At 62.6% G+C, this 18,262-nt stretch carries 19 protein-coding genes; 10 read left to right on the top strand and 9 right to left on the bottom strand.

From position 1 onward, the window contains the following. Window positions 1-185: 185 nt before the first annotated feature. The 3 genes from AC5J09_RS23245 to AC5J09_RS23235 all read left to right on the top strand — a co-directional run bounded on the left by AC5J09_RS23245 (window position 186) and on the right by AC5J09_RS23235 (window position 1,570). Window positions 186-902, top strand: coding sequence for an AzlC family ABC transporter permease (locus AC5J09_RS23245; RefSeq protein ID WP_018095439.1), 717 nt, complete (start codon window positions 186-188; stop codon window positions 900-902). A gap of 3 nt (window positions 903-905) precedes the next feature. Beyond that, window positions 906-1,214 carry an AzlD family protein gene (locus AC5J09_RS23240; RefSeq protein WP_494298590.1) on the top strand — a complete coding sequence of 103 codons (309 nt, stop codon included), beginning with the start codon at window positions 906-908 and terminating at the stop codon, window positions 1,212-1,214. A gap of 116 nt (window positions 1,215-1,330) precedes the next feature. Further along, window positions 1,331-1,570 (top strand): PA2433 domain-containing protein, encoded by a 240-nt coding sequence (locus tag AC5J09_RS23235; protein WP_100671686.1) that lies wholly within the window; start codon window positions 1,331-1,333, stop codon window positions 1,568-1,570. A gap of 372 nt (window positions 1,571-1,942) precedes the next feature. Here AC5J09_RS23235 and AC5J09_RS23230 read toward each other — a convergent pair whose 3' ends face one another. After that, entirely contained in the window at window positions 1,943-3,778 is a 1,836-nt protein-coding gene (locus tag AC5J09_RS23230) for an aminopeptidase P family protein (RefSeq protein WP_494298588.1), read from the bottom strand. 658 nt (window positions 3,779-4,436) lie between these two features. Here AC5J09_RS23230 and AC5J09_RS23225 point away from each other — a divergent pair. Further along, window positions 4,437-4,694 carry a hypothetical protein gene (locus tag AC5J09_RS23225; RefSeq protein ID WP_494298587.1) on the top strand — a complete coding sequence of 86 codons (258 nt, stop codon included), beginning with the start codon at window positions 4,437-4,439 and terminating at the stop codon, window positions 4,692-4,694. A gap of 69 nt (window positions 4,695-4,763) precedes the next feature. Here AC5J09_RS23225 and AC5J09_RS23220 read toward each other — a convergent pair whose 3' ends face one another. The 3 genes from AC5J09_RS23220 to AC5J09_RS23210 all read right to left on the bottom strand — a co-directional run bounded on the left by AC5J09_RS23220 (window position 4,764) and on the right by AC5J09_RS23210 (window position 6,703). Continuing rightward, entirely contained in the window at window positions 4,764-5,639 is an 876-nt protein-coding gene (locus AC5J09_RS23220) for a 50S ribosomal protein L11 methyltransferase (RefSeq protein ID WP_338283909.1), read from the bottom strand. 160 nt (window positions 5,640-5,799) lie between these two features. Then, the gene (locus AC5J09_RS23215; protein ID WP_324762007.1) at window positions 5,800-6,399 is read right to left on the bottom strand and encodes an SCO family protein; all 600 of its coding nucleotides are present in this window, start codon (window positions 6,397-6,399) and stop codon (window positions 5,800-5,802) included. Between the two features lie 145 nt (window positions 6,400-6,544). Further along, window positions 6,545-6,703 (bottom strand): hypothetical protein, encoded by a 159-nt coding sequence (locus tag AC5J09_RS23210; protein ID WP_100671682.1) that lies wholly within the window; start codon window positions 6,701-6,703, stop codon window positions 6,545-6,547. 250 nt (window positions 6,704-6,953) lie between these two features. Between AC5J09_RS23210 and AC5J09_RS23205 the strand changes: the two genes are divergently transcribed. The 4 genes from AC5J09_RS23205 (at window position 6,954) to AC5J09_RS23190 (ending at window position 10,786) form a co-directional block, all read left to right on the top strand. Continuing rightward, window positions 6,954-9,023 carry a methyl-accepting chemotaxis protein gene (locus tag AC5J09_RS23205; RefSeq protein ID WP_494298586.1) on the top strand — a complete coding sequence of 690 codons (2,070 nt, stop codon included), beginning with the start codon at window positions 6,954-6,956 and terminating at the stop codon, window positions 9,021-9,023. 2 nt (window positions 9,024-9,025) lie between these two features. Further along, window positions 9,026-9,490, top strand: a complete 465-nt coding sequence (locus AC5J09_RS23200; protein WP_003536237.1) for a chemotaxis protein CheW — start codon at window positions 9,026-9,028, stop codon at window positions 9,488-9,490. A gap of 297 nt (window positions 9,491-9,787) precedes the next feature. After that, window positions 9,788-10,177, top strand: a complete 390-nt coding sequence (locus AC5J09_RS23195; RefSeq protein WP_338283911.1) for a hypothetical protein — start codon at window positions 9,788-9,790, stop codon at window positions 10,175-10,177. Between the two features lie 249 nt (window positions 10,178-10,426). Beyond that, entirely contained in the window at window positions 10,427-10,786 is a 360-nt protein-coding gene (locus tag AC5J09_RS23190) for a hypothetical protein (RefSeq protein WP_100671678.1), read from the top strand. Window positions 10,787-10,963: 177 nt separating this feature from the next. Here the strand turns inward: AC5J09_RS23190 and AC5J09_RS23185 are convergent, their stop codons facing one another. Together AC5J09_RS23185 and AC5J09_RS23180 are read right to left on the bottom strand one after the other, a co-directional pair. Continuing rightward, complete coding sequence (locus tag AC5J09_RS23185; RefSeq protein ID WP_338283912.1) at window positions 10,964-11,461, bottom strand: CreA family protein; 498 nt, start codon at window positions 11,459-11,461, stop codon at window positions 10,964-10,966. 103 nt (window positions 11,462-11,564) lie between these two features. Further along, window positions 11,565-12,845, bottom strand: coding sequence for a GGDEF domain-containing protein (locus AC5J09_RS23180; RefSeq protein WP_494298585.1), 1,281 nt, complete (start codon window positions 12,843-12,845; stop codon window positions 11,565-11,567). Between the two features lie 122 nt (window positions 12,846-12,967). Here AC5J09_RS23180 and AC5J09_RS23175 point away from each other — a divergent pair, with 122 nt between their 5' ends. Together AC5J09_RS23175 and AC5J09_RS23170 are read left to right on the top strand one after the other, a co-directional pair. Further along, complete coding sequence (locus AC5J09_RS23175) at window positions 12,968-13,657, top strand: phosphoribosyltransferase (protein ID WP_494298584.1); 690 nt, start codon at window positions 12,968-12,970, stop codon at window positions 13,655-13,657. Between the two features lie 83 nt (window positions 13,658-13,740). Continuing rightward, window positions 13,741-14,202, top strand: coding sequence for a GNAT family N-acetyltransferase (locus AC5J09_RS23170; RefSeq protein ID WP_494298583.1), 462 nt, complete (start codon window positions 13,741-13,743; stop codon window positions 14,200-14,202). Window positions 14,203-14,253: 51 nt separating this feature from the next. Here the strand turns inward: AC5J09_RS23170 and AC5J09_RS23165 are convergent, their stop codons facing one another. From AC5J09_RS23165 to AC5J09_RS23155, 3 genes are all read right to left on the bottom strand, one after another. Beyond that, window positions 14,254-16,806, bottom strand: a complete 2,553-nt coding sequence (locus AC5J09_RS23165) for an ATP-dependent helicase (RefSeq protein ID WP_494298582.1) — start codon at window positions 16,804-16,806, stop codon at window positions 14,254-14,256. Window positions 16,807-16,930: 124 nt separating this feature from the next. Further along, window positions 16,931-17,341 (bottom strand): carboxymuconolactone decarboxylase family protein, encoded by a 411-nt coding sequence (locus AC5J09_RS23160; protein ID WP_494298581.1) that lies wholly within the window; start codon window positions 17,339-17,341, stop codon window positions 16,931-16,933. A 16-nt stretch (window positions 17,342-17,357) separates the two neighbouring features. Further along, window positions 17,358-18,179 carry a cyclase family protein gene (locus AC5J09_RS23155; protein ID WP_494298580.1) on the bottom strand — a complete coding sequence of 274 codons (822 nt, stop codon included), beginning with the start codon at window positions 18,177-18,179 and terminating at the stop codon, window positions 17,358-17,360. Window positions 18,180-18,262 lie beyond the last annotated feature (83 nt).

Below are 18,262 nucleotides of genomic sequence, written 5' to 3'. Positions count from 1 at the left end.
TTCTTATGGTTTGGCCGGCCGAGCACCTGGTCTTGCGTGCGCTTGGAATGACGCGCGTCCAACCATCAGAAAATTCAATCGCCGCATCAGAGTAATTGAATTGTCGCGATGTGCGGCAGTCCCTATCTGTCCGGCAGGCAATCTGCCGGCATGCTCGTTACGAGCGGCCCCCGCGGGAGAATTTCATGAGCAGAGGCGATTTCCGGGAAGGGCTTCGCGGCGGCTTTCCGATCATGCTGGCGGCATCGCCCTTCGGCGCGCTTTTCGGGGCGCTTGCGGTGGATAACGGTTTTTCGATTGCCGATGCGGTATTCATGAGCGCCACCGTCTATGCGGGTGCAAGCCAGATGGTCGGCATCGAACTCTTCGGAAGCAACGTGCAGCCCTGGCTCGTGGTGCTCTCGGTTTTTGCGGTCAACTTCCGCCACGTGCTCTATTCCGCTTCTCTCGCCAAGCACATCCGCCATTTCAGCTTCGCTCAAAAGCTGATCGCCTTCTTTCTGCTCGTGGATCCGCAATATGCAGAGACCGAACAGCGCGGCGAGCGCGGATTGCCGGTCACCTTCGCCTGGTATGCGGGCTTCGGCGTCGTGATCTATGTTCCATGGATCATCAATACGCTGATCGGTGCGATTTTCGGGCAGTTGATCGGCGATCCCAAAGCGATCGGTCTCGACGTGCTCCTCCCGATCTACTTTCTGGGGCTGGTGATGAGCTTCCGCACACGCGACCGTTTTCTGCCGATCGTGGCCGTGAGCGCCGTCGCCTCGGTGGCGGCGATGCATTTCGTCGGCTCCCCCTGGCATGTCAGCATCGGCGCGCTTGCCGGCATCGTGCTCGCGGCCTGCATGCCGCCGAAGCGACCGGCGATCGAAGCCCACGCCGTGGAAAAGGAGGCCTGATCCTTGGACGCGCAACACCTCGATCTGCTCTATCTTATCGTTGCGGCCGCGGTCGCCACCTATGTCACGCGCTTCGGTGGCTACGTGCTCATCACGCAGCTGAAGTACATTCCCCCGCGGATCGAATCTGCGCTGAACGCAGTCCCCGCGGCTGTACTGACGACGCTGGTGGCGCCCGCCTTCGTCTATGGTGGCATGGACGTCGCCGCAGCGATGCTCGTCGCCTTCGTCATCGGGCTGCGCTTATCGACGCTTCGGATGCTGCTCGTCGGCTGGATCGCGGTCATGGCGATCCGGCACCTGATCATGTAGGTTCCCGCCCGCCTGAGCACGGGTCCGGCCACTCGGATTGGCGCCAGACCGGTTCTGGACTATCATCCTCTCGTTGCCGGGGAGGCAGCCGCCCCCCGGCCCACGGAGGAGCGACCATGATTACCAGAATTTCCGTTGCGCTGTTTCTCGCGCTTGCGCCTGTCCCCGCTTTTGCGAATCAGTGCCCCTCCATGATGCAGGCCATCGATGCGGCCATGCCCAACGCATCATTGTCCGAGGCCGACATGGCCAAGGTGAAACAGTTGCGCCAGCAGGGCGAAGACTTGCACAAGGCCGGCGACCATGCGGGCTCGGAAGCAGCGCTCGGCCAAGCCAAGACGATGCTCGGTATCTGACTGGGAACGCGCCGTGATTCGGCATTCAGACGATTGTCGGATGAAGGCCTGTCGAGATTCGGGCTACCCGCCGCGGCTTTTTTGATCTCCTCATCCCTATGCTCGTCGCGCCGCAGGCGCGGCGCTGCCCTCATCTCTGTGACATGCGCAGGGATGAGGAAGGAGAAGAGATTGCAGTCCCGAAAAGTTTCCTGCAGCGACCTTTGTGTGTCTTATGAGACGCTCTAAGGCTGCGATCCAGTAAAATTCGCGGGTTACGCGAAAGCGTCGCCGCAAATATAACCATGCTGTTGGTTGAGAAATCGACCCTCCCAACGGAGGCCCGGCGGTACCCCAGCCCCAGCCCACACCGCCGGGCCGCCCGGTTCCGGCCTACCGCGCGATTGCTTCCGTAGCATTGGCCAGCCAGTCTCTCGTCTCCGCGTCCGACAGCAGCGGCATCAGCTTTTCCCGCGTTTCCGCGTGGTAGGCATTCAGCCAGTCGAGCTCGTCGTCGGTCAGCAGGGCGGGAAGGACGAGCCGGCGATCGATCGGGCAGAAGGTCAGCGTGCCGAAGCCGAGCATCGGCTGGTCGCCGCCATCGATCTCCTCCGGCTGGCGGACGACGACGAGATTCTCGATGCGGATGCCGAAGGCACCGGGGCGATAGTAACCGGGTTCGTTGGACAGGATCATGCCCGGCAGCAATTCCTGCGTGGCAAGCCGGGCAATGCGCTGCGGTCCTTCGTGGACCGAGAGATAGGAGCCGACACCGTGGCCGGTCCCATGCGCATAATCGGCGCCCGCCTTCCACAGTGCGATCCGGGCGAGCGGATCGAGATCGACGCCGCGTGACCCCTTCGGGAAGCGCGCCGTGCTGATTGCGATCATGCCCTTGAGCACGAGCGTGAAGAATCGCTTCTGTTCTTCCGGCACCGCGCCGATCGCGACCGTGCGGGTGATGTCGGTCGTGCCGTTGATGTATTGCGCGCCGGAGTCGATCAGGAACATGGTACCCGCCTCGATCCGCCGGTCGGTTTCGTTCGTGACCCGGTAATGCATGATTGCGGCATGCGAACCGGCGCCGGCGATCGTGTCGAAAGAAACGTCCTTCAGGGGGTTCTGCATGCGCTCGCCGACGGCCGCGCGCATCGCCTCCAATTGCCTGGTGGCGCCGATTTCGGTGACGCTGCCGGGCTCCCGCGCGTCCAGCCAGGCGAGGAACTCGACCATCGCCGCACCATCCTGCAGGTGCGCCCGGGTCGATCCGGCGATCTCGGCTGCATTCTTGCAGGCGCGTGGCAGGCGGGCGGGATCGACCGCCTCGACCACCGAACCTTCCTTCCTGCGAATCAGCTCGCCGATCGCAAAGGGGGCGAGATCCGGATCGATCATGATGGCTGCGCCGGTTGAGGCGAGGGCGGCGAGCCGATCGTCGAAGGTAGCAGGCGCCATTATATCGGCGAGCTGCGTCAGGTAGGCCTCCTGCTCGATGCCGGTCTTGCGTTTGTCGAGGAAAAGCTCGGCGCTGCCGTCCGCATGGATGATGGCGCGTGCCAGCGGGTGCGGCGTGTGCGGCACGTCGCTGCCACGGATGTTGAAGGTCCAGGCGACGGAGGAGGGATCGGTGAGTATGACGGCCGCGGCCTTCGTCTTTGCCACGCCCGCCGCGATCTCCGCTATCTTGTCTCTTGCCAATTGTCCCGCATGCTCGACCGGCTGGATCGTCACAGGCCCGAGCGGCGCTGCGGGACGATCGGCCCAGAGCCGGTCGAGCGGATTGTGGTCGAGAAGGACGACACTGCCGCCGACCGCCGTCAGCGCCTTTTCGAGCCGGCGAACTTCCGCCGCGGTGTGCAGCCAAGGATCGATGCCGAGGCGGAAGCCCTTGGGTCCATAACGCTCCAGCCAGACATGCGGCGGTTCGCCGATGAGATCGCCGCCGGTGAAGACGCTGCCGTCCACCTGCTCCTTGAGCTGGGTTACATAACGGCCGTCGACGAAGACGATCGCTTCGCGCTGCGTCACGAGCGCTACACCGGCCGAACCGGTAAAGCCCGTCAGCCACGACAGCCGCTCGGAACTGCGGGGCACATACTCCCCTTGAAATTCGTCGGCACGCGGCACGAGGAAGCCATCGACGCCCAGGGTTGCGAGGGCGGCACGCAGGGCGGTGGTTCTCTCCTTGCCGAACTGGGGCGTGGAGGTGACTTCGAAGGATTGGAACATGGACTTTCCCGGTAAGCTTGGCGGAGAACCGCAGGTGAGACGAGCATGTTAATGCATCTCTTCCAAAAGTGTGCAGCGGTTTTGGGGTAACGACCCGCATAAAATAACAACTTAAGATCCGCTCCCGGAGAGGGAGGCGAAATTCGCGTGAACGTCCGGCACCTCGGGCAGCCATTTGCTCATTTGTAATACATATGCACGCGGCGCATGGCACCCATGCCCGAATGTGGCTTTCTCTATCGGAATTATAGGTTATAAGCCGCCTCAACGAACACGGACGAACGTCCGCCGGTTCAAAAGACTGCAGTTCCGAGAATAGTTGGTCATCTGTTCTCCTCCTCCCTCAGGGTGGCCAGCTTCGGAACGGTAGAGCCCGCTTGAGCGCTCCTCCTCCTCAAGCTCGCGGGTATGGTCGGCCAAAAGCCGGTCAGCAGGCGATGCTTCGGCATCGCCTTTGTTTCGAGAAGGCCGCCCGTCATGATGGACCGGGCGGCCTTTTCGTTTTCTCGGCTCCCGTTTCGGTCGATACGGAGGTTCCTGTGGAAAGAGGCGGTGTCCACGGGAAAACAAATGAAGAACGGTTTGCTTCGTGATATGCCCGCTTACGGTCGACTTGCGAGGATATCTCTCAAACGGAGCATGCAGAGGTAGAGCAGCGATGCTGAAAACCGATACCCGCCAAGCCAATTGGCGCCGTGCCAATCCGGGAAAATATGGTGCTCACCTCGCTGTGCAGCGAGCCGTGAAGGCAGGCGAGCTGGAAAAGCAAACGTGCGAGGTTTGCGGGATCGAAGCGGTCGATGCCCATCACGATCAATACGACGAGCCTTTGAAGGTGCGGTGGTTATGCCGCCGACATCACACGAGGCTTCATCATTACGGCGAAGACATGTTCCCGATCAGGGATGCGCTTTAGAGCATTCCAACGTTTCATAGAAACACTGAAGCGGACGCCGCGACCGGACGCGTCTGCGATAAGCGTGACTTATCTGGTCAGATGAATGGTTACCCAGCCATTGCGCCAGATGGTGCACGCGTGTCTGAGGTTCTGGCCGTTATAGGCGGCGAGCACCTTCCAGCGCTGTTCGGCGAGAATGCCCGAGAGGATGACCGAACCGCCCGGAGCGAGGTTGGCCACAAGTTGCGGCGCCATCTTCATCAGCGGCCGCGCCAGAATGTTGGCGATGATGAGGTCGAAGGGGCCGTTGGCGCTGAAGGTGGTCGAGTGGAAGCCGGGCGCCGTGGCGAAGGTCAAGCCGTTGACGACGCCGTTGCGACGGGCGTTGTCGGCGGCGACGCGGGTTGCGATCGGATCGATGTCGGTTGCGAGCACCGGAACATGCAGGAGCTTCCAGGCGGCGATCGCCAGCACGCCGCTTCCCGTCCCGAGGTCGAGCGCGTTGCGGACAGGCCGGGATCGGGCGACGGAGGCAAGCATTTCGAGGCAGCCGGCGGTCGTGCCGTGATGGCCGGTGCCGAAGGCCTGACCGGCATCGATCTCGATGGCAATCTCGCCCGGCTTCACCTTGTCGCGATCGTGCGAGCCGTGGATGACGAAGCGGCCCGCGCGCACGGGGGCGAGGCCCTCCAGCGACTTGGCGATCCAGTCGACATCCGGCAGCACTTCGCGCTCGATCGGAAGATGCGAGAATTCGGCTTCGAGTGCCTGAGCGAGGCGTGATCTCACGCTCTCCTCTTCATCCGTCATCATGTAGACGGAGGCCTCCCAGACATCCCGCTTCTCGTCGATCTCCATGGTCGCGATCGCGTAATCGTCTTCTTCGAAGATTGCGCTCATGACGTCGAGGACGGCGGCCGCCTGCTTCTCGGTAGTGGTAACGAAAAGGCGTATCTCGCTCACGGTGCTTTCCTTCGGCATGCAGCCATTCAAAAGGGCCACAGTGGCTTCGGCGCGTCCGATCGGATGCGCGCGCTGTGGGCGGTTCGCCGCTATCATGAATGAGGTACAAAGGCAAAGCGCCGGGATTGCCGGCGCCCGCAGGATAGACGGGCAAACCTTGTTAGCCGCGCGTGAGGTTTTCCAGCTTCTTGACGGCCGTTTCGGGATTTTCGCCGTAGGCGATCGTTCCGCTGAACTGGCCGTTGGCGTCGAGCAGGAAGACCGAGGCGGTATGATCCATTGTGTAGTCGCCGTCCGGCTTTGCCTCGTCGGTGGGGACTTTCTTGTAATAGACGCGGTAACCCTTGACCATTTCCAGCACCTTTTCGGGCGGACCGGAGATACCGGTGATGCGCTTGGACACGTTTGAAACATACTGGCCGAGCACTTCGGGGGTATCGCGCTCCGGATCGACGGTGATGAAGTAGGCCTGCAGCTTGTTGCCCTCGGGGTCGACCTTATCGAGCCAGCCGTTCAGTTCGAACAGCGTGGTGGGGCAAACTTCCGGGCAATGGGTGAAGCCGAAGAAGAGCGCCGTCGGCTTGCCGGTGAACGCTTTCTCGGTGATGGGCTCGCCATTCTGGGCGACAAGGGTAAAGGGTACGCCAAAGGGGCCGGATGCGGCCTGCTGCTTCGACTGCGTCATGTCGAAGGTCAGCCAGCCGAGGACGGCCACCATGACGAGAATGGCTACCCAGAGAACAATGCGTATGGATTTCATTATTGCCACCAGTCTGTTGCTGCCCCGACGCATCTGAAACGGACGCACGGCGCCGTCGGGCCGTCAGGAATGTAGCGTTGATACCGCTTCGGGCACACGGGTGCAAAGGGGACAATTGCCGCAGGTGTGCTCGAGGCGATGCGTCTCAAATGCACCAGGCGAGACCGGCTTGCGCCAGCGACAGGAAAATGTCGGCGCCATTCGCGATCCAGCCCCTGAAGGCGAGCAGAAAGACGAGCGCGAGCACGCCCGTGGCAAGGGCGAAGATCAGGGGAGAGAGCGACTTTTTGGTGTCCGTGCGCATGAGGCGATCATAACACCATGAGACGGAAGGAAAAGGGCAGCAGCGGTCGAAACGCGCGAACTTCCGCAAAGTCGCGGCCCGTGTTTTAGCGATTGTTTAAGGTCTGTTTGCCACTGTCCACAGACGCGGAGAAGTGAACCACTTCGATATGACATGAGGTCATCCGGTTTGATCGAGCCCGGTTTTCCGCATCGATCGCAACGGAGGACCCCGCCTGCCGCGGCGGGTCCAGCTATGGACTGTCATATCGATGAACACCCTTGCATCCGCCAGGAGAACGCTCTCCGTCAGCCAACGCCTTGCGACGCTTGCGGGGGCAGCTTTTCTCGGTTTCGGTTCCGTTCTCGCCGTCGGCCTCTATGAGCAAGGCAGCTCGCAAGAGGCGCTCGACAAGGCGGTTGTCGCTCAGCGCGACATGGGAACGATAGAGGAAATGCGCCTTGCCCGCCTGAAGCTCGTGCTTGCGGCAATGGACACCATCGTCGACCGCGGCGAACGCCGGATACAGCCGGAGCGTGCGGCCCAGATCAAATCCTCGCTAGAGGTCATCGAGGGCAGGCAAGCCGATCTCGAGGCGCTCGCGCGTCTTGTCGGCAAGCCGGAAGTTCTTGCCGGTTACGAAGCGGATATCGCCCAACTGCGCAAGGCCGTCGAGCAGGACCTGAAAGCGCTCGTGGAGGCCGGAGCGCCTGGCGAGGAATTCGCTCGCATCGACGATGTCATCGACGCCGCAGGCGAGCGCGTTGGCGCATCGCTTGCGCAACTGGCCGATGCCGCAGCCGGTCTGGCCGCGGCGCGCATCGCAGATGTCCGCACCAGTGGTGAGCATGCGCTCATGCTCCAGGCAGCCGCCTGTTTGCTGGCAATGGCGACCCTGATCGGCCTTATCTGGTTCCATGGGAACGTCTTGCGCCGAGGCATCCTCGGTCTGCGCGACGGCATGCGGCGAATACATTCGGGCGAGCTCACGACTGAAGTGGCGGGGCTCGACCGCGGCGACGAAATCGGCGAGATGGCACGTTCGGTGGAGCTTTTCCGGGTCTCGGCAATCGAGAAACGCGCGCTCGAGGAGGGGGCGAGGGCGAGTCGGCAGGAAATCGAGGCGGAACGCGAGCGGCACGAGACGGAGCGCGAGCAGGCTATCGGACGGATCAAGACCGCAGTCGAAGCCCTCGGCGGAGCGCTCAATCAGCTTGCAGACGGCAATCTGGCGGTTGCGATCCGCGAGCCTTTCGATAGCGGGCTCGATGCGTTGCGCCGCGACTTCAACGACACGGTGGAACGGCTGAGCCATGTCCTTTCGAGTGTCACGGAGAATACCGCCTCGATCGAATCGAACGGGCGGCAGATGCGTAGCGCGGCCGACGATCTGGCTCGGCGAACGGAAAAACAGGCCGCATCGCTGGAGCAAACCTCGGCCGCGCTCGAGGAAATCACCGTCACCGTGAAGACAGCGACCGAGCGCGCCGAAGAGGCAAGCCATATGGTCGACGAGGCCCGCATCAATGCCGAGGAGTCCGGGCGCATCGTCGGCGAGGCGATCGCCGCCATGGCCCGCATCGAGGGCGCTTCCAGCGAGATAGGCAAGATCATCGACGTGATCGACGAGATCGCGTTCCAGACCAATCTGCTGGCGCTCAATGCCGGGGTCGAGGCCGCGCGGGCTGGGGAGGCCGGCAAGGGCTTTGCCGTCGTTGCCCAGGAGGTGAGGGAGCTCGCCCAGCGCGCTGCCGGTGCCGCGAAGGATATCAAGGCTCTGGTGAGCCGCTCGGGCAACGAGGTCAAGACCGGCGTCAGGCTGGTTCAGGAGACCGGCGACGCGCTCGGCCGCATCGGTGCCAAGGTGGCCTGCATCAACGAACATATGAGCTCGATCGTCATGGCGGCGCGCGAGCAATCGACGGGCCTCCGCGAAATCAATACCGCCGTCGCTCAACTCGATCAGATGACGCAGCAGAATGCCGCCATGGTCGAGCAGACCAATGCGGCGAGCCATACGCTTGCGCAGGATGCAGAGAAGCTCAGCGAGATCGTCGGGCAATTCCGCCACGGGCAGGCGCGCGAGACGGCGATCCGCACGGCGGCGATCCGGCCGTCGGGCAGGGCAGGCCCGGCGAGGCCAGGCGCTCCGGCCGGGGCGGCAACAGCGACTGCTGCCGCGCCCGTGTCACTTCGCAAGCCCGCGGCCGCGCAATCATCCACGCGTTCAGCTCCATCTCCAGCAAAGGCGCTGATGGGAAAACTGGCTGGCGCATTCGGCAACATGCCGGGATCAACGCCGTCGGTAACGGCGTCCGGTGAAAATTGGGAAGAGTTTTGATCATGAGCAACGCAATCAAGCAGTCAGGCGCCTATCTCGAAATCGTCTCCTTTCACCTTGGTGAACAGGAATTCTGCATCGACATCATGGCAATCCGGGAAATCCGCGGTTGGGCACCGGTTACGCCGATGCCGCACACGCCGCCGTACGTTCTCGGCCTCATAAACCTGCGCGGTGCGGTGATCCCGGTCATCGACATGGCCTGCCGCCTCGGCATGAAGATGACCGAGCCGTCGGAGCGCTCCGCCATCATCGTCACCGACATCAATGGCAAGCTCGTCGGACTGCTGGTCGAGCAGGTCTCCGATATGATGACGATTCGCAGCGAAGACCTGCAGCCCGCGCCGGAGATCATCCCGGAAGCCCAGCGCGCCTTCTGCCGCGGCATCGTCGCGCTTGAAAAATCCATGGTCTGCTTCCTCAATCTCGACACCGTCATCGCCGAGGAGCTGGCGCAGGCAGCCTAATCACGATTTTTCAGGTCGGCTCGGCCCTGAAAGCATGACTGCCGGACCGCCAGGACGGTTTCCGAATGGGCCCGCGAAAGCGGGCCTTTTCGCATGAGCCGGCGGACGCCCGGCGGCTGCAGCACGGCGATCGGCATCACGCCGGAGCGAGCAAATGTGAAAACGTAGCGGTCGCACGCAAGGAACCCCTGCACGCCAAACGAGTTATGCACAGGCAGCATTTGGCGAGAAGCCGTCTGCTGGTGATTACAGCCTCCGCGTTTGGAAGCTGATGTGGAAACAGACAGGAGCAACGCCATGAAAGTTTCTTTCAGAACATCGCTCGCTGCATTTGCCCTCTCATCGGCGCTTGCCGGCGTCGCCGTGCCGGCCTTTGCAGACAGTTACTATCAGGGCATCGACCCGCATAATCCTCCGGGCACTCAGAACAGAGGCGCGGTAATGGTGCCGGCCCGTCCGTATTACGTCGATCCTGCCCCGACCGGCAGCGTCTATGTCGATCCCGCACCGACGGGCAGCGTCTATGTCGATCCGGCACCGACCGGCAGCATCTACATGGAACCGGCGCCGGGCAGCCGGGCGAGCAACGCTCCCGGCCGAGTACGGGAGCACTATACGAACGAGTATCAGGGCCCCGGTGACGGGGACTATTATCAAGGCATCGCGCCTCCGGCTCCCCGTCCCTAAACATTCCTGATGCCTTCGAGCGCATTGCGCTTTCGCGGACCACCGCCTTCAGAGGCGATGGTCCGCCGCTGCATGCTCTTTCAGGCTGAGGACGCGCCCGCAATGCCACCTTGGTCGGTGCAGGGGGCGGTCAAGTTACAGTTACGTAATGAGCATCACTCTTGGATGAGCAAAAGTGACAAATCGTCAAACGCTTTCGACCGGTGCCCGGTGTTATCTTTGTAACCGCAGCATCCGTAGGAGGCTCGTATGCTGAACAGTAGCATCCATTGGGAGGTGGGATGCCTAACGGACATAGGAGTTAATGTCATGAGACTTTCTCTGAAAAAATCATTTGCTGCATTTGTCCTGTCATCCGCCTTGGTGGGCGCCGCGGCGCCAGCCTTTGCGGATAGCTACTATCAGGGCCTCGACCCGAACCACCCTCCGGGGACGCAGAATCAGGTGCGCATGCCGACGTCGCGTAACCTGCCTCCGTCTTCGGTCGACCCGACTGCGACAGGGAGTATCGACGGAGGTCGTATGATGTCTCCGAACGGTACCTACCAGGAGAGATTCGACCCGGGTGAGGGCGACTACTATCGGGGTATTGTGCCGCCTAAACCGTAAGGCGCGAAATCAGCTACTGCATGTTTCATCGAGGCGCACCAGCTCAAGAAATTATGTATGCGGCGTAAAATGCGGCAGACCTTAGTCTCGCAGAAGCGCGCGCTGTAGCTCGGAAGGGGAGTGCGGAAACCCGTACTCCCCTTCCGGCCGTTTGATCTGCTGCGTCTGCCGGATCGCTTATTCCGGCCGCCCATTCTTCCAGGTGACCGGCTGGCCATAGAGCGGGACCGTGGTGATCGACATCTTGGCCGAACCGTCGGTCAACTGCCTCGAATGCGCCAGATAGATCAGCGTGTCGTTGGCCTTGTCGTAGATACGTGTCACCAGCAGGTTCTTCCAGATGAGGGACAGTCCGGAACGGAAGACTTCCTCCCCCTCCTTCGACAGGTCGATATCGCCGATGGCAATGGGGCCGGTCTGGCGGCAGGCGATGGAGTTGTTCGACGGATCCTCGAACCAGTTGCCGTTCTTCAGGCGGTCGATGACGCTGCGATCGAAATAGGTGACGTGGCAGGTAACTCCGGTCACCTTCGGGTCGCTCACGGCATCGATCTTGATATCGTTGCCGAGCCAGTCGACCCCCACCTGCCCAACGGTTTCGGCGTGGACGGGCGAAACCGCCGCGGCCGTGACGGTGAGGCCGGCGACAAGCAAGGCACGGATGCGGCGCAACATGAGTATCCTCCAATGAACTGCACCGTTCAGATAGGCAGCGGATGCTGCAATGCAAGCACCGGCCGCCACGCCCGTCGATATGCAGGATCCATCGTGCGAGAAGTCACGCCGAGTGGCGCAGTTCCGACCGGGCGGCACGCGCTTCGCGCAATTGCGCGGCGGCTGCCGCAAGGGCGCGGGCGCTGGCGTCGATGCGGCGATCCCTTGCTACCGAGCAACGGTCGCGACCATCCGCCTTTGAGTCGTAGAGAGCGAGATCGGCGCGTATCATCACGTCGGCAATCGTTTCGCCCGCAATGGCGGCGGCGATCCCGATGCTCACGGTCAAACGGATGCGCTGATGCGAGCGGCCGGCAGGCGTCTCGCGCACCACGCGGCAGATGTCCTCCGCAAGCGCCTTTGCCTGCTCTTCCGTGTGGTCCGGCAGGACGATGCCGAATTCCTCGCCACCGATCCGTCCGAGGACGCCCCGTCCGGCGAGGAAAGCCGAGACGGTTTCGGCAAAATGCGCGAGCGCCATGTCGCCGCAGGCGTGCCCGTACTGATCGTTGATCTGTTTGAAGAAATCGAGGTCGAGCAGCAGGAAGGCAGCCGGCTCCTGGCGTGCGAGGCACTCGGCGAAGATCCGCTCGCCCTCTTCCATGAGCGTCCCGCGCGACAGTGCACCGGTCAAGCCGTCGCGTGCGATCATGGCCCTCAACCCGGCGATGATGCGGGCCTGCATCGTAAGGATCACGGCTAGGAAGACAAGGGGAAGGCACAGCACCCGCATGGTGACGAGCAGGAAATCAAACAGCATCGAAGCGGGCGGGCCCGGGAGCCCCTGCACGACGTGCGACGATGGGCCGAGAACATGAGCAAGGGCGGTGAAAACCACGGCGGCGGAGCCGACGACTACGATCTTGATCGCCGGCTTTTCGCTCGGCCAGCGGCCGGCTGCGGCCAGACCAAGGACGAGAAGTGGAGCCGCGACAACGCCCGCAACGACAATCAGGGCCGCGGCCGCACTGTCATGGCCGCCGAGCGCGATGATGAAGCCGAGCACGCCGCTCGTGAATGCGAGCACCAGACAAAGCGATGCAGGCATCGACAATGCGAGGAACCAACGAAGGCCCTGTAGGACGAAGAAGAGGGAAACGGCGAGACCCGCATAGCCGAACATTGCGGCGACCGGCGCCTGCAACGCCGCCGCCGCCGTCAAAGCGCCTGCCGAAGCTGCCGAGAGCGCGCAACCGGCGGAGAACTCCCGAACAGCGGCGACCGGCCGCAGAGAAAGGAGAACGGGTAGCATGGCAAGAAGGGCGATGACCGGTATGGCGGAGAGAAAGCTCATTTCGAAACGGCCTGTCGTGCTAAAATAAAGTGCGGCTTGCGTTTCAGCCATTATGCAAGGCCATTGGTAACGATGGCGCATTAACGAAAGCTGGCGAAATTCGCTGCAATTTGAGCGATCACTCTCTCCATAGTTGTAGCAATCGGTCGCGGAGCTTTTCAGGGAGCGATGTCATGGCCCAGGAAGGCATATCCTTCGCAGACATACCCTTTGCAGACAGGGCCGATGCGGGTCGAAGGCTTGCTCGCGCCATCGAAGCGCATCTCACCGAGAAAGCGGACTTCGCCGACCCGCTGGTGATGGCGTTGCCGCGCGGCGGCGTACCGGTGGCCTTCGAGGTGGCAAGAACCCTCGGCGCGTCCCTCGAACTCCTCATCGTTCGCAAGATCGGCGCACCCGGTCATCCCGAATTCGGTCTCGGAGCGCTGGTCGACAGCGACGAGCCGCAGGTCGTCCTCAATGCCGAGGCAATGCGTATCGTCAGTCCTTCCGAGAAGTACGTCCAGGCGGAGACCGAGCGGCAAAGGCTCGAACTCGCACGCCGCCGCGTCCTCTATCTGGGCGATCAGACGCGAATTTCTCCAAGCGGGCGCAATGTCATCATTGTCGATGACGGCATTGCCACGGGCGGAACGGCCAAAGCTGCGGCGAAAGCCCTGCGGCAGGCAGGCGCCGCGGCACTGATGCTCGCCGTTCCGGTCTCGCCGAAGAGCGCGATCGTCGCCCTGCGGGACGAGGTGGACCGGCTCGTCTGTCTCGCCACCCCCACCCCTTTCCATGCGGTCAGCGTCTATTACGACGATTTCGAGCAGACCACGGATGCCGAGGTGATCGCGCTGCTGAGACAGGCGAGGGGCGGATAAACGGGGTCTTGCGCTGGGGCGGTGACACAGGCTTCCGGCAAAGATAGTTGTAGTGCGCCTGAATTTGCGAACGGGGATTGAGAATGTCCGACTATCTTGCCATACGCCCGGTAACGCGCCTCGACTATGAGCAGTGGCTGCCGCTTTGGAACGGCTACAACGCCTTTTACGGCCGAGCCGGTGAAACGGCGCTCCATCCCGACATTACCCAGATGACCTGGTCGCGCTTCTTCGATGCCTATGAGCCGATGCATGCGCTGGTCGCCGAAAGCGAAGGGCGGCTCATCGGATTGACGCACTATATTTTTCACCGCAGCACGACGTCGATCCAGCCGAACTGCTATCTGCAGGACCTTTTCACCGATGAGGCCGGCCGCGGCAAGGGGGTCGGCCGGGCGCTTATCAACGGCGTCTACGAAGCGGCGAAACACGCGGGGTCGCCGCGTGTCTATTGGCTGACCCACGAGACCAACCACACGGCGATGCAGCTTTACGACAAGGTGGCCGAGAAGTCGGGCTTCGTCATGTATCGAAAGATGTTTTGAGGCCTGGGGTAGGGTAGAGCGGAAAAGCGCTGCACATTTTTCCGGAAGTGCTTACACCGGCTCTACGAACCCATCCAGCACACGCTTCTGCCCGGCGCGGTCGAAATCGATCGTCAGCTTATTGCCCTCGATCGCCGCGATGTTGCCGTTGCCGAACTTGATGTGGAAGACCCGGTCGCCGACATTGAAACGGGAGGGCTCGGCGCTCGTCGACTTGGCGACGAGCTCGCCTTCGATGGTGCGGGTGCGGGGCCCCGATTCGCCGTAACCGATGCGTTCGATGGCGTGGCCGGAGCGGGTGCCCCAATTGTCGCGGGTGGCGTCCGACCGGTGCTGCTGGGCGCGCTTCCAGCCGGGCGTCTGATAATTGTTCTCGAAGGGATCGGCCTTGTCGAAGCGCGACTGGCCGTAACCGCCGCGACCGTAACCGCCATAAGAGACCTCCTGTTCGGCGACTTCCACATGGGCGAGCGGCAACTCGTCGAGGAAGCGTGAGGGAAGCGTCGATTGCCAGAGGCCGTGGATGCGGCGGTTCGAAACGAACCAGATATGACAGCGGCGCTTGGCGCGGGTGATGCCGACATAGGCGAGGCGGCGTTCCTCCTCCAGACCTGCGCGGCCGCCCTCGTCCAGGGCGCGCTGATGCGGGAACAGCCCTTCCTCCCACCCCGGCAGGAAGACGGTGTCGAATTCCAGCCCTTTGGCCGAATGCAGCGTCATGATGGAGACGGCGTCCATATTCTCGTTCTGCTCGGCGTCCATCACGAGGGCGACGTGCTCGAGAAAGCCGCGCATGGACTCGAAGGCTTCCATCGAACGGATGAGTTCCTTCAGGTTTTCCAGGCGCCCGGGCGCTTCGGCCGATTTGTCGGCCTGCCACATGGCGGTATAGCCGCTCTCGTCGAGGATCTGCTCTGCAAGTTCGGTGTGCGGCGTCGATTCGAGCAAAGCCTGCCAGCGGCGGAAATCGGCGACGACGTCGAAGAGGCCCTTGCGCGCCTTCGGCTTCAATTCGTCCGTCTCGACGATCTCGCTCGCCGCGGCCAGCATCGGGATGTCGCGGGCCCGGGCGTAGTCGTGCAGGGTGCGGACGGTCGTCTCGCCGAGGCCACGCTTCGGCGTGTTGACGATCCGCTCGAAGGCGAGATCGTCGGCGGGCTGACAGACGAGGCGGAAATAGGCCATGGCATCGCGAATTTCGAGCCGCTCATAGAAGCGAGGACCGCCGATGACGCGATAGTTGAGGCCGAGCGTGACGAAGCGGTCTTCGAACTCGCGCATCTGGAAAGAGGCCCGCACGAGGATCGATATGTCGTTAAGGTTGTGCTTCTTGCGCTGGAGCTGCTCGATCTCTTCGCCGATCGCGCGAGCCTCCTCCTCGGAATCCCAGGCGGCATGAACATGCACTTTCTCGTCGTCGGGATTGGTGCGTTCGGTAAAGAGCGTCTTGCCGAGCCGGCCCTCGTTATGGGCAATCAGATGCGCCGCCGCGCCGAGGATATGCTCGGTCGAGCGGTAGTTGCGCTCCAGCTTGATGACCTTGGCGCCGGGGAAATCCTTCTCGAAGCGGAGAATGTTGTCCACCTCGGCGCCGCGCCAGCCATAGATCGACTGGTCGTCGTCGCCGACGCAACAAATGTTGACGGTGGGCTTTCGCTCTTCGGCGCCAGGGGAATGCCCCTCCCCAACCGCTCCCCACGAGGGGGAGGGGCTAGACTGCGGCGCCGCAGGGCTTGGGGAGGGGGTGTTCTTCCCGGAACCCTGCGTCCGCTGGGCCAGCAGCCTCAGCCACATATATTGCGCCGTGTTGGTATCCTGGTACTCGTCGACGAGGATGTAGCGGAACTTGGCGTGATACTCCTTCAGCACGTCCGGATTGGCGCGGAACATGCGGATCGGATGCAGCAGCAGATCGCCGAAATCGCAGGCATTCAGGGTCAGCAGCCGGTTCTGGTAGGCGGCATAGAGCTCGCGGCCCTTGCCGTTGGCAAAGGCGCGGGCATCGCCTTCCGGGATTTGCGATGGGTCCAGGCCCTTGTTCTTCCAGGTGTCGATCATGCCGGCGAACTGCTTGGCCGGCCAGCGCTTGTCGTCGAGACCCTCCGCCTGGATGAGCTGCTTGATAAGTCGAACGACGTCGTCAGTGTCGAGGATGGTGAAGTCGGACCGCAGACCCACCAGCTCGGCATGGCGGCGGAGGAGCTTGACCCCGATCGAGTGGAAGGTGCCGAGCCAGGGCATGCCTTCGACGGCGTGGCCGACGAGCACGCCGATGCGCTCCTTCATTTCCCGCGCCGCCTTGTTGGTGAAGGTGACGGCGAGGATCTGCGAGGGATAGGCACGGCCGGTCGAAAGGATATGGGCGATCCGCGTGGTCAGAACGCGTGTCTTGCCGGTGCCGGCGCCGGCGAGCACGAGCACCGGACCTTCCAGCGCCTCGACTGCCTCCCGTTGCTCCGGATTGAGCCCGGAGACATAGTCCGGTCGCTGGGCCTTGTCGCGGGCGGCCATGGCGCGCGCCGCGATGCCGCCGCCGGCGGCCGCGGGTTTCCGCGGCGCGGGTTCCTCGTCGAAAAAGGGAATATCGTCAAAACCTTTGGTCATGCGGCCCAATGTAGTGATTCGGGACCGAAAGGCCAGAAAGGATGTTCTTCTTTTATTCCGGAACCTTCGCCCTCTCGCGCATGCCTGTGGAAAGACTAATGTTTTCAGGTCGGCATGCCGCCGTTTATGTTTTGCCGGACGCGTCGAACACCGGATCGACCGGGACCTGCAGGGCCGTCGCCAGCTGGTTGGTCTTGGCGGCGAGCGAAATGACGCGCAGGAGATCCGCGTGCTCGGCGTCCGTCATTCCCTTGGTCCTTGCGGCGGCGGTGTGGGAATGAATGCAGTAGCCGCAGCCATTGCTCACGGAAACCGCGACATACAGCATTTCCTTCACCAGCGGGTCGAGCGCCGAAGGCGTCGCCATTACCGCCTTGACCTCCGCCCAGGTCCGCTCCAGCAGTTCGGGGTCGAAGGCGAGCCAGAGCCACATATTGTTGATGAAGTCCGATTTCCGAGTCGCCCGGATGTCGTCGAAGACGGCCTTGACGCGTGGGTCGGATTCGGGGCCGGATGGCGGCGCCACAGTGCTCATGCTTACTCCATGCGTTTCAAACGAGGGCGAAGACGCGGGCCGGGCCGCCGGTGCCGCCACGGTGCTTTGGTGCGCCGAGGACCAGCGTCGCGCCCTTGGCCGGCACCTTGTCGAGATTGGCGGCCGCCTCGAGGCCCCAGCGGCCTTCCGGCAGCCAGGCGTAATGAGTGGCGAAATCGGGCGAAATGCCGTGATCGAGCGAGAGGGTATCGACGGCGATGCCGGCTGCCTTCGTGTCCTCGATCAGGAACTTGGCTGCTTCCGCGTGAAAGCCGGGGAAATGCATCTTACCGGCCGTGTCTGCATTGCGGAACTTGTCGGTACCGAGATGATCCGACCAGCCCGACAGCATTGCGACGCAGGCGTTTTCGGGAATGTCTCCATTGGCCGCAATCCACGCCTTGATGTCGTCCGGCGTCAGCTGCGCATCCGGATCGGCGGCCGCCTTCTCGCGGATGTCGACGACGCAGAGCGGCACGAGCAGCTTGTCGAGGGGCAACTCGGCGACTGAAAGGCCGTCGGCGGAGAAGTGCAGCGGCGCGTCGACATGAGTGCCGGTGTGCTCGTTCACCCGAAGTTCGAAAAGGTTGAACTTGTGTTCGGCATATTTGAACTTCTGCTCCCGGAAGAATTGCTGCTGACCGAAGAAAGTCGGAAACTCCTCATGAAGTTCATGGGTGAGATCGGTGACGCTGCCGTGGCCGGCGGCAAGCGCCGGAGGTGCGATCCCCATGCCGGCGGCGGCAATGCCTGCCGTACCGACCGCGGCCGCACGGAGCAAACTCCGCCGCGACATCATCCGCTGCTTGACCGATTCGATGACACATGCATCGCACATTGCCGTCTCCCTTCGTGTCGAGAGCCGGCCCGAAACAGCCGCCGGCGACGAACAGAATAGCCGAGCCACGCAAGCTGTAAACA

This window comes from Sinorhizobium sp. (assembly GCF_059070375.1).
Note: the sequence above shows the minus strand (reverse complement) of the source record. Positions and strands in the feature narration are given on the sequence as shown.